Annotated in this window: 10 protein-coding genes and 1 pseudogene; 5 read left to right on the top strand and 6 right to left on the bottom strand. The window is 36.6% G+C overall.

Annotated elements, in window-relative coordinates:
* Window positions 1–187: 187 nt before the first annotated feature.
* The 5 genes from gltP to I9192_RS13800 form a co-directional block, all read right to left on the bottom strand.
* A complete protein-coding gene (gltP, locus tag I9192_RS13820; RefSeq protein ID WP_004824615.1) occupies window positions 188–1,477 on the bottom strand; it encodes a glutamate/aspartate:proton symporter GltP in 1,290 nt (429 codons plus the stop codon).
* Between the two features lie 270 nt (window positions 1,478–1,747).
* Window positions 1,748–2,863 carry an ABC transporter permease gene (locus I9192_RS13815; RefSeq protein ID WP_005032342.1) on the bottom strand — a complete coding sequence of 372 codons (1,116 nt, stop codon included), beginning with the start codon at window positions 2,861–2,863 and terminating at the stop codon, window positions 1,748–1,750.
* Window positions 2,856–3,989 carry an ABC transporter permease gene (locus I9192_RS13810; protein WP_200149862.1) on the bottom strand — a complete coding sequence of 378 codons (1,134 nt, stop codon included), beginning with the start codon at window positions 3,987–3,989 and terminating at the stop codon, window positions 2,856–2,858. The genes I9192_RS13815 and I9192_RS13810 overlap by 8 nt, the downstream gene beginning before the upstream one ends.
* 2 nt (window positions 3,990–3,991) lie before the next feature.
* Complete coding sequence (locus I9192_RS13805) at window positions 3,992–5,224, bottom strand: HlyD family secretion protein (RefSeq protein WP_005032338.1); 1,233 nt, start codon at window positions 5,222–5,224, stop codon at window positions 3,992–3,994.
* Window positions 5,225–5,238: 14 nt separating this feature from the next.
* Complete coding sequence (locus I9192_RS13800) at window positions 5,239–6,744, bottom strand: TolC family protein (RefSeq protein ID WP_005032336.1); 1,506 nt, start codon at window positions 6,742–6,744, stop codon at window positions 5,239–5,241.
* Window positions 6,745–6,930: 186 nt separating this feature from the next.
* Here I9192_RS13800 and I9192_RS13795 point away from each other — a divergent pair, with 186 nt between their 5' ends.
* The 4 genes and pseudogenes from I9192_RS13795 to serC all read left to right on the top strand — a co-directional run bounded on the left by I9192_RS13795 (window position 6,931) and on the right by serC (window position 9,448).
* Window positions 6,931–7,341: an SRPBCC domain-containing protein gene (locus tag I9192_RS13795; RefSeq protein ID WP_005032334.1), complete on the top strand. Its 411-nt coding sequence runs from the start codon at window positions 6,931–6,933 to the stop codon at window positions 7,339–7,341.
* Between the two features lie 85 nt (window positions 7,342–7,426).
* Window positions 7,427–7,513, top strand: a pseudogene (locus I9192_RS13790) (LysE family translocator); the annotation flags it as partial.
* A 218-nt stretch (window positions 7,514–7,731) separates the two neighbouring features.
* Window positions 7,732–8,223 carry a GNAT family N-acetyltransferase gene (locus I9192_RS13785; protein ID WP_005032332.1) on the top strand — a complete coding sequence of 164 codons (492 nt, stop codon included), beginning with the start codon at window positions 7,732–7,734 and terminating at the stop codon, window positions 8,221–8,223.
* Window positions 8,224–8,368: 145 nt separating this feature from the next.
* On the top strand, window positions 8,369–9,448 hold the full coding sequence (gene serC / locus I9192_RS13780; protein ID WP_200149861.1) for a 3-phosphoserine/phosphohydroxythreonine transaminase: 1,080 nt from the start codon (window positions 8,369–8,371) through the stop codon (window positions 9,446–9,448).
* 844 nt (window positions 9,449–10,292) lie between these two features.
* Here the strand turns inward: serC and I9192_RS13775 are convergent.
* A complete protein-coding gene (locus I9192_RS13775) occupies window positions 10,293–11,222 on the bottom strand; it encodes a hypothetical protein (RefSeq protein ID WP_010591375.1) in 930 nt (309 codons plus the stop codon).
* Window positions 11,223–11,492: 270 nt separating this feature from the next.
* On the opposite strand from I9192_RS13775, the gene I9192_RS13770 reads away from it, so the two are divergent.
* The gene (locus tag I9192_RS13770) at window positions 11,493–11,963 is read left to right on the top strand and encodes a YaiI/YqxD family protein (RefSeq protein WP_004824594.1); all 471 of its coding nucleotides are present in this window, start codon (window positions 11,493–11,495) and stop codon (window positions 11,961–11,963) included.
* Window positions 11,964–12,030: the final 67 nt, after the last annotated feature.

The following is a 12,030-nucleotide window of genomic DNA, read 5'->3' as shown; positions in this document are numbered from 1 at the left end:
CGATTTTCTACTTTTGAGTTCAATTATTTTGAGGGGGGATTACCATATGAATGATCAAAATCTTCTAAGGAGTATATAGGTTATTGAATATCAATGATTGATCGCAAAGTACTTGTATGAATCATTAGACGGTTTGACTATATGCATAAAAAAACCACCCAAAGGTGGTTTTAGTCATCTTAAAAAATTAATGTGTGGCATCAAAATTATAAGATTTTTGTTTTTCAGTATCGAATTTGCCTTCCCATTTACTGATTACAAGAACAGCAAGTGCGTTACCAATTACATTTAATACTGTACGTGCCATATCTAAGATACGGTCAATACCCGCAATAAATGCCAAACCTTCTAGTGGAATACCCACACTGCCCAATGTTGCCAGTAGCACAACGAAAGACACGCCTGGAACACCTGCGATCCCTTTAGAGGTAATCATCAGTGTAAGCACTAAAACAATTTGTTGTGTGATGGTTAAATCAATACCATAAAGTTGAGCAATAAAGATTGCCGCAATACTTTGGTAAAGCGTAGAACCATCTAGGTTAAATGAATAACCAATCGGTACAACGAAACTGGTGATTGACTTAGGCGCACCATAAGCTTCCATTTTTTCCATCATACGAGGTAAAACGGTTTCAGAGCTTGCAGTCGAATAAGCAAGTATCAATTCATCTTTTAAGATTTTGATAATTGTCCAAATACTGAAACCACAGAATTTAGCCACAAAACCAAGCACGATAAAGATAAAGAATAGAATTGCTGCATAAACCAATACTGCCAGTTTAATCAGTGGCAATAAAGAACTGAAACCAAAGTTTGCGACAGTGGCAGCGATCAAGCCGAAAACACCAAACGGTGCAAACATCATGATCATATGCGTTACTTTAAACATGGTTTCAGAAACAGCTTTTAATACATCGATTAAAGGCTGTTTGGTTTCTTTAGATAATGATCCAAGACCGATACCAAAAATCACTGCAAAGAAGATGATTGGCAACATATGCCCATCGCTCATTGCAGCAAAGATATTCGGTGGAATAAGTGAAAGAACGGTATTCACTAAACCATGAGCTTCATGACTGACTTCCTGTGTCGTTTCTTTATATTGAGAAATATCAGAAGTTGTCAGTGTAGACATATCAATGCCTGCGCCTGGCTGGAATACATTCGCAGCAACTAAGCCCACAATGATGGCGACGGTCGTAATAATCTCAAAGTAAACAATGGTTTTTAAACCTAATTTACCGACACTTTTACTGTCACCTGCATTGGCAATCCCTAAAATCAGCATGGAAAGCACAAGTGGGATTACAATCATTTTGATCAGATTAATAAAAATCTTACCCAATGGTTGTAGAAAGTTTGCAACGATGTCATTACGAAGTTCAGGAGAGTTGTGCAAGAATGCACCAACAAGGATACCTAAGAAGAGCGCAATAACAATTTGCCAAGCTAGGCTAATTCTCATTTTCTTCATACTGAGCCCTTAAAATTCAGATTTTGGCGAAAAGAAAACTCTATCAAAAAAATGAAAAAAAAATCCCGCTAAAGTATGTGGGTACTTTAGGGTGGGAGATTCTGAACATTCAGAGTATTTTGAAAATGGTGTATTCTGACGCTATTTGACTCTGTAATACTAATATTTTTATTCAAAATGCGTTCAATTGATTAAAAATAATTCAGTTTGATTAAATTATTCGATTTTATTGTGAAATTTTATTAATTATATAAATTATATTTTACATATTCATTCTATTTGTTTATGTCTTTTGCTGAGTCGGAGATAAGCCCATATCATCAAAATTGCAAACAGCGATCCAAGATAGATCAACTTAGGAATAACGATGAAAGTGGGTACACCCATTTGATTGAGTTGGATAAACAAATTGATGCCTTGTGTGGATGGTAAAATATGAGCAAACGCTTGCATCCAATGCGGCATTGCCGCTAATGGCCAAGCAGCGCCAGATAATAAAAACAAAGGAATTGATGTAAAAACAATAACATGTCCAGCCCGTTCTGAAATATCTAGATAACTTGCTAGAACCATTGCCATTGCAATTACACAGCTAATAAAGATGGGTACTGCAAATAACATTCCCCAAAAGTTTCCACCTCGTGGATAATCATTGAGCCAATAGGTAAAACCAAATAAATAAAAACAACCCAAACAACCGATGGTTAAAGCGGCTAAATAAATCGCAACAAGCTCAGACAGGGTGGCACGCCAGTATTGTTCACGATAACCAGCAAGCAGCATGCATAAACCTAAAACGATGGTCTGGTGGATAATTAATGGTGCAATTGCTGGAAAAATATAACTGCCATATCCAGATAAAGTATTAAATAGTGGAATTTGATGAACAGGAATTGAGGGTTGAAAGTGTGAAATTTTCCCAAACCTTTCTGCATGCTCTGCAATTGTATTTTCAATCGAAGTGGCTAGACCTAAACCAATTTGTTTAGTTTTAAGAAAATAAGCACTACTTAAATATAAACCGATACCGCCTTCTTCGCCCCGTACAACACTATTGGATAAGTTCTCAGGCAACAATAAAATACCATCGGCTTTTTGTTGTTGAACCATTTGTTTAGCATGTTCAAAATTACCCGTAATTTCTGTAATTGCTACATTGGGGCTTTTAGAAACTTCGACAATAATTTCATGACTGAGAAAGCTTTGTTCTTCATCTACAATAATGATCGGTAAGTTTTCTGCTGTTTGGGCTTTATAGGCAGTAGGATAAAAAAAACTATAAAAAAATACTGAGAGTACCATTGTGGTCAATATGGACGAATTTTTCGCTATATTTTTAAAAGTGGCAAAATAGTGTTGAGCGAGTGCTTTAAAGAAATTAATCATATTGCGCCCCTTGAACCACTTTTTTGAGGAGCAAAGTAGAGATTGCACCATATAAAATACAATAAATGGTTAAAATTCCGAGAGGAAGCATCGAGATAAAAATGGGACTGCCCACGACCCATTGTTCAGTTTGTAATTTTGCATAAGGTGTATAAGGAATAATATTGGCCCAAAACTGAGTGAAGATAGGGGCATTATTCAAAGGCAGGGTGACACCTGCAAAACTCAAAGAAGAACCGCCATAGACTGCAATAAAGCCAAAGGTTTTAGATAAATTTTTGGTTGCAAGTACAACTGTGCTACTGATTAGGGCATAAGCTGTATAAAGTAAAAATTGTCCAAGCAAGATCATCCATAAACTTCCAGCAATAAACCAACCTCGAATTTCAACCAGCCAAAACATCCAGACCCATGTCCAAAAACAGAAGATCAATACATAGAGCATATTTTTAGCCAGTAATGCTGTAAAGACAGATCGTCCTTGAACCCATTGCTTAACACTTGCGTATTTCAGTTCTTGACCAACTGCAAAAGCAACGCAACAACAAAGCAAGAGGTGCAAAATTGCTGGAATCATAAAAGGTTCTAGATAGAACTCATAACTCAGATTTGGATTAAATAATGGTGAGATTTTAACATTCGGTGTCGCGATTTCAGCATAAGGAATTTTGTTTTGATAATAAGAGTGTTGTGCAAAATCACCGATTGCCTCAACTGTTGAGAGTAACATTGCAGATGAAATGCCATTTCCGATACTGAAATAGGACTGGTTAAATGCAATGCTGATTTGCGCATCTTGTGCTTGTACCAATCTTTGTTCAGCACCTACAGGAATATGTACATAACCCCAAATTTTGGTTTGATTCAGTAAATGTTCAACTTGATTTGGGTCATTTGAAACCGTGTAAATCGAAAGTGTGTGGTTATGACTGAGATATTTCTCGATATTACGACTTAACTCACTTTGATCTTGATCAATGATAGCAATCGGTAAATGTTCTGCTTTGCCTGCATAAAACATGCTACTAAATAAAACAATAACAAACAAAGGAGCGAGTGTGACTAAGCATAAATCCCACTTATGTATAAACAGATATCGAAGCTCTCTTCGCATGCTCGCCCACATGTTTATTGATGCTCTTGAAGTTTAAAAATCACACTCATACCAACCTTCAAATCAGGCAATGCTTCAGCAGGCGTCAATTTAATTTTGAAACTACGAATATCATAACCGCCTGTTTGACGTGTGGTTTTAATGGTTGCAAATTCACCTTCTGCATCAATGTTTTTAATGTGAAATGAAACAGTTTTGTTTAATGCAGGTATAAATCCATCGAGTGATTTTGCTTGATAAACCTGTGCATATTGATCTTCTCTAACATTTAAGCTGACCCATTTTTCTTCATCTTGGATAATACTCACCACAGGAACGCCAATTGCAACCAATTCAGATGGTTTGCCATAGGTTTTGGATACAGTGCCATTCACAGGTGAATAGAGTTTGGTTTCTGCTTCTAGCGCATTTGCTTCTGCAACAGCTGCTTTAGCAATCTCAACTTGTGCATCAGCACCTGATTTTTGTTCAGCAGTGCTGCCACGTTTGGCACGCGCATATTGTTGATAGGCAGCTTCACTCATTTGCGTGGCGGATTGGGCAGCAGCAAACATTTCATCACGGCGTTGGCGTGAAATTACGCCCTGAGCAAAAAGAGTGGAACCACGTTGGTAGGTTGCTTTAGCAAGATTTTCTTGTGCCTTTACACTTTGCCAATTGGCATAGAGGGTATCAATATTTTCTTGTTGCGAGCCACGATCAGTTGTGGATTGCAATGCCAAAGCTGATTGTAGGGTGGCAAGAGCCTGCTGTTTTTTTGCTTCAATTTCTGGACTGCTCAGAGTAACTAGAAGTTGACCCTTATTCACTTTTTGTCCATCACTGACAAAGATACCCTCAATTCGACTGGGTACTTTGGTACTGACATGCAGTGTTTCTGCTTCTACACGACCTTGCACATCTACAGTTTTAGGTTGGTAACTTTTCCATAATCCAAATGCAATCAATCCGATAAGAATGATGAGAATAATCAAACCAATTGCAATTACGGTTCTTTTTTTAAAGGCATTTTCCTTGACTGTAGAATGCTGAATTGCTTGTGCTGGATCGTCAGTTGACTGAGATAATGTGGAGTTTTCAGCCTCATTGGTTACACGATCATGCTGTGAGTTTGAGTTGTTCTGATGTTCCTTAACTTGATCTGAGGCTTGGGTATTAGCGATGTTGTCATGCGAACTTTCAGCATTTAACTTAGCGTCTGATGTTGAATCATTATGCGTATTCTGATGGTTATTTTCTTGTGTCATTTTTAGCTCCATCTTCAACGAATAAAATCGGTGTTGGTTTGATTAACATAGTCTTTGAACTGAGAAATTGAGCCATGACTTTGCAGTAGGGTCGCCAAAGCCATTACATATTTATAAGCATTGAGTGCTTTTTCAGTTTTTAATACACTCAATTGATTCTGTGCATCAATCACTTGGCTCGCTGTCCCCATATCTTCTTTAAATGACAATTGCTGAATACGGAGATTTTCGAGCGCAGCTTGTTCATTTTGTTGTAAAAGTTGATTGGATTGTTGGGCTGTACTTAACTCACTATAAGATTTGTAAATAATATTCTCAATCTCTTGTTGGGTACGTGCAGTCATCAATTCAGTCGCATATCGCTGCAATTCAGCAGCTTGTACATTTTTATTTTTATCAATGCCTGAGAATAAGTTGTAACGGGCAGCAACTCCTACAATCCAGTTTTGATTGTGATCTAAACTATATTCCCCAAAAGCAAATAACGTAGGTTTTTTGGTTGCACTTTGAATTTTGACATTTTGATTGGCCAACTGTGTATCCATCTGCATCTTTCGAACTAGACTTGATGTTTCAGGATAAGAATCAAGCAATTGATTTAGGGATTGGCTTTGTTGACGATTGACAAAAAGTGGGGTTGTTAGTTGGTCTATACTGGATTTATTGAGTAAATTTTTTAGTTGAAACTGACTGGATTGTAAATTCGCCGTGGCATTTTGTTCAGTTCGCAAGGCATTATTTCGTGCAACCTCAAATTGCATACGCTGTCCTTTGCTGACAAAACCCTGTTTCTCCAGTTTGAGGGCATTGTCATAGTGTTGTTGCATTGCTTTAAGGTTGAAACGGCTGGCATCTGCAAGTTGTTGTTGTAATTGCACATTAAAATAAGCCTGTATCACTTCAAAACGTTGCGTATCTTGTTGCTGTTTAGCGTCCAACTGACTACGTTCAGCTTTTAAATTTGCAATTTGTTTGGTGCTGGATGTAACACCACCAGTATAAATTGGCATCATTACTGAAACTGTTGGGCGAACAACTTCATCTTCTAACACAACGTTTGCTGTATCTGGAATTAAACCAATACCACTATGAATGCCTTGTGTTAATCCCTGTTTTAAAGGATCCGTGATCGTGGAAGGAATATTTTGTTCTGATTGCCATTGATCAACACGTTCATTGACACCTTGCGATAAGGTTTGTTCGAGATTATTTTTCACACCGTTTAATGGAAGGTCTGTTTCAGTATGAAATTTATAAGCACGGACATTCAAGTCTACACGTGGTAAACCAATATTTTTTACAGCCTCAGCTTGAAGTTTTGATGCTCGATTTAAAGCGTCACTGGCTTGAGTTGTATAAGAATTTTCAAGTAAATATTGTTCTGCTTGGCTGTAGCTTAAATTCTCAGCAAAACTCATTTGCCCCAAGATCAGGCTGTAAAAAACATATCCGAAAGTTGAAAGTTGAAGTGTTTTGGATAATGCTTTTCTATTTTTAAGGTGTTGTGATTTGATCAGCATAATCTTTTGCATCTGACTAAATTTAAAAACTATTTTACATGGAAAAGGCTGGAGTAAATAATCTAAATAGCCCTAAGAATATGTGTAGTTTTGTAGTTTTATACAGTATATAGGATTGATTAAATTATAATCGCTGGGGCGATATTTAAATAACAATCGAATCGAAAAACAATTATGGAGAAGAAAATGTCAAAAATTATCGTGGAATCTTTAGTTAAGGCACCCATAGATGTGGTATGGCGTATTTATAATAACCCTCAGGATATAGAGCAGTGGAATACAGCTTCACCTGATTGGCATACGGTAAATTCGAAAAATGATCTGCGCATCGGTGGCGAGTTTTCAAATCGTATGGAAGCTAAGGATGGCAGTATGGGCTTTGATTTTGCTGGCACTTATACAGAGATTATTCCAAATGAAAAAATTGCATACTCATTTGGAGAGCGCCAAGCTGAAATTACCTTTACTCAACAGGACCAAGCTATATTGGTTCGCATAAGCTTTGATCCTGAAACTGTATATCCTGTTGAACAACAGCGTGCAGGCTGGCAAGCCATATTAGATAATTTTGCGCGCTATGTGGAAAACGAAAATTAGCGCTGTACAAACGTATAATACAAAATATTTTAAAGTACTTAACTTAATGATCTGAAAATATTTTAGATCGAAGTTGGGTACTATTTTGGAAATCTTATTGTATACCTTGAGTGTGATGTATAGCCCTGGTCCAGTCAATTTTATTGGGTTAAATTCAGGATTAACTGGCAAAATTTCTTATTTCGTGTCTAGTATCAGTTAAAAAACACGTGTAGTCGCAAACATAGACGAATTATCAACAGACTCTAGTAGTAATTGATTGAATTATAGATTATAAACTTAAAATACACGGCAATTTTGACCAATAAGTCTACTACAAGCCAAGACGGTTTATGGCTATATCCATCTACTTGATTGCAAACCAACAATATCTCTAAAGAACCCAAATATATGATCAGTTCAACAAGATTATGTTTAAAACCGTTTACTTCTGATGACGCTGATGAGTGTTATGCCTGCATTACGCCGACATTGACAAAGTATATGTCCTGGGACCCACCTCAAGATCGAAATGCTTTCGAAAATATTTGGCAGACATGGTTAATCACCATTCAAGATGAGTCAGATTGGGTTTTTGTCATTCGAGATCAATTGAATGATGAATTTTTGGGTTTGGTTGGTTTTCATCAAGCAAAGCAGCCTAGACCTGAGTTAGGTATCTGGATTAGAGAAGATCGCCATGGTTTTGCTTATGGAAAAGAAGCCGTGACAGCAATTGCCGATTGGGCTTCAAGACATTTTAATTTTGAAGCTTTCATTTATCCTGTTGCAATTGAAAACTATGCAAGCTGTCGTATCGCTGAATCTTTAAATGGAACGCCAATCTATTGTTCGCAACAACCAAAATATAAATCAGTGACCTACTTGATCCCTAAAATTTAAACAATATTCAAATTTTGTTATTGAAAACTTAGCTCTAAATATGCAATTACATTGAAATATTGACTGATAAAGCTACTGCAAGAAAAGGCGATTTGTGGTTAAATGCGCCTATTTCATTCGTTTCACTTTATAAAAGGGAAAAATCATGCGCGCGTACAATTTCTGTGCTGGTCCTGCTGCATTACCTACTGCCGTTTTAGAAAAAGCTCAAGCTGAGTTATTGGATTGGCATGGTAAAGGCTTATCCATCATGGAAATGAGCCACCGTAGTAAAGACTATGTGGCTGTCGCTGAAAAAGCAGAAGCAGACTTACGTAAATTGATGAATATCCCTGAGAACTACAAAGTACTGTTCTTACAAGGTGGCGCATCACTTCAGTTCTCTGCAATTCCACTTAATTTATTGGGCAAAAACTCAAAAGCCGATTATATCCATACCGGGATTTGGTCTGAAAAGGCTACTCAAGAAGCGCAACGTTATGGTGATATTCATATTGTTGAGGCGGGTGCAACAATTGAGGGGAAATTAGCCATCTCTGAGCAAAGTACATGGGATTTGTCTGATGATGCTGCTTATGTTCATTATGCCGACAATGAAACGATTGGTGGGATTCAATTTGCCAATATTCCTGAAACCAATAAACCTTTAGTTTCAGATCTATCATCAAGTATTTTATCTGCGCCACTGGATGTTTCAAAGTTTGGTTTGATTTATGCTGGTGCGCAAAAAAATATTGGTCCTGCTGGTTTAACTTTGGTGATTGTTCGTGATGACTTGTTGGATCAAGCAAAACCTGAAATTCCAAGTTTACTGAAATACGGTGCACAAGCTAAAAATGATTCTATGGTCAATACGCCTGCGACCTATGCATGGTATTTGTCTGGTCTTGTGTTTGAGTGGTTGCTTGAACAGGGTGGTGTAGATGCAATGCATAAAACCAACCTTGAAAAATCTAAATTGCTTTATGGTTATATTGATTCAAGCGATTTTTATAACAATCCAATCGCAGTTCAGAACCGTTCGATCATGAATGTACCTTTTACCTTGGCTGATGCTGCACTCGATAAATTGTTCCTGAAAGAGGCAGAAGAAAATCATTTATTAAATCTTGCAGGTCACCGTTCAGTAGGTGGAATGCGTGCAAGTATTTATAATGCTGTACCTTTAGAAGGTGTACAGGCATTAGTCAACTTTATGGATGATTTCGCTCAACGTAATGGCTAATAGGCTGTTCTGAATAAAAACATGCCATCTTTTAGAGAAAGCAAGGGCGAAGATTAAAGCGAATAAAAATCCCTCTGATCATCATCAAGAGGGATTTTTTATGTAAATAGATCATGTTGCGCATTAAGTCGTTGGAAAGATGCCTAATATATGGATCAATATTGCAGCTAAAAACATACCCAGAACAAAAAAGCAACATGCTCCTTTATCCAAACGTAAGTGAAAACCACTAACTTGATTGATTAGACTAGTCGATTGTTCAGGTATAATTTTCATTACTGAGCCTAGATTTTAAATTATTGTTAAATCCTACTGGTTCGTCGTATTTTTAACATAATTGACTGGTTAAATAAAGCGCTAAATCTAATTATTATAATTTTTGAGAAATTATTATCTCTAAAAAAATATAAACAGTATGAATTTAAAATATGGGTTTTGTGGATGGTTTGTGGATAACTTTAGCTGTTTCAAAATTTTATCGGAAAAAATACGCAGAAATGCATGCTAAACGAGCCTAGCCTATACACAAATCAATGATATTTAATAAATTAATTTTTAGGGCTAAATGTTTGTTTTTAAATTTATTTATAAATTCATAAATCTCTACTTTGAGAAACATAGGGATCATTTGATTATTAAAATAATTCCTTATATTGCTTAATTTATTAACAAACAAATTGGGGGAGATTAATTCATTTTGAATTTAAATTGTGGATAAGTCGTTATTTTGAATTCAAAACAAGAAAAATTTAACAGCAAAAATTCAATATATCAAAAATGTTACAAAACGTGTAATAAAAAAGCATGATGGACCTTCATCATGCTTTTTTAATGCTATACAAGTTTATGCAGCAGAATAAATATTGGCTTGAATCCAAATATTGCCACGAATGTATTGACCAATTTCGAAATTTTTATAAGCAGGGTCTTTGGTTGCAATTCGAACAAGAATCGCAGGTTGATTTTCTTCAAGAATCAAGGTCACATCGTAAAGTGTGTAATCTTGTTGCATAAACTGCATTTGGGTCTTTCCAACGACTTTGCCTTGGAACCATGCTTCATCTTCTTGTCCGAGTGTTTCACCGTACAGATATGCCACCATTTTTGAAAAATCAACGGTTACAGGAGCTTTATCGTCCTCAGATTTGGGTTCCCATGCATCGATTTGCTCTTGCAAGTTTTCTGGAGCAACACCATTGTTTTGTGAAAGAATATCATTCAATGCACGATGATGTTTGATTGAAGCAGGATCATCAACAATGATTTGTTCATGATCAGAAACTTTCTCTAGTTCATATGCCCATGCATTTAATTGAACTCTATATTGCTGATCTTGTAGGTATTGATGACTGTTGACACTGTATAAACTATCAAAGGCGTAGACCACACTGTTAGTTCCAACTTTTAAACTCAGTACTGCTTGAGTATTGGTTTTACAGGTGATAATACGATCAATAGAAGCATTTAATTGATATGGGCTTTCAAAACTAGGAAATGCGGTTTTGACGGCTTTAGGCTTATTATTTTCAACATCGATGACTTGGCATAATTGCACAGCAGAGCCATTTGGACCTTGAATCAGCCAAGTTGATACATCCATATCGCACTCTTGTGAACATAGACCCATCGGCATAACAGGCGCATCTAAAGCAAGACCTAACCATTTGGGCACTTCTGTTGTTGGATTCTCAGTTAAAAGATTCCAATGTTCGACATGGCTACCAAAATTTTGATCTTCGATGATAATTGTTTCAGGTCTGTTTTGATTGTTCATTTTCACGTATTAAATGCCTCTCTTATTCTATTAAATCGAGGATGATGTATAAATTTCAAGTCACGAAATGTAAAATCATAAGAAAAACCAGAAGATTAAAGCGAATTTTCGACAAGAATGGCTAGGGTTGTATTTTAAATGAACAATATAAGAATCTTCTTGTGAAGATTAATATGATATTGAGGTAGCATGAACAAATAAAATAATAAGCATAGGACACGTCATAAGCATTTTGCTAAAATACTGGAAAATCTTGATTAGAGATATTTTGTGCTGCCATTTAAACTTTGGGTCGATGCAGATGCACTTCCTAAAATTCTTCGTGAAGTGATTTTACGCGCTTCTGATCGTTACCAACTCGAAGTCACTTTTGTTGCCAATCAACCTGTTGGAATCACGCCTTCGGTTCGAATTAATTCAATTCAGGCGATGTCTGGTGCTGATCAAGCCGATCAAGAGATTGTTGAGCGTATGGGTGAGCATGATATTGTGATTACTCAAGATATTCCTTTGGCTGCTCAAGTTATTGAGAAAGGGGGTGTTGCAATCCATCCACGTGGAGAGGTGTATACCTCAGCCAATGTAAAAGCTCGACTGCATTTACGTGATTTCATGGATACTTTGCGTGGAGCAGGTGTACAAACAGGTGGACCGCCGCCAATTTCTGAACGTGATAAACGTGAATTTTCGAGCAGCCTAGATCAAACAATTCAAAAGCAGAAACGGAAAACTTCGATTTAAGCCATTTTCATTCGCTTTTTATTTTAAATTTTTATAATTGTTTGATCTTATCATCTCTAACTCGACA

It is taken from the genome of Acinetobacter bereziniae (genome assembly GCF_016576965.1).
GTDB classification, from domain to species: domain Bacteria; phylum Pseudomonadota; class Gammaproteobacteria; order Pseudomonadales; family Moraxellaceae; genus Acinetobacter; species Acinetobacter bereziniae.
This window is presented reverse-complemented; position numbering and strand designations above follow the sequence as displayed.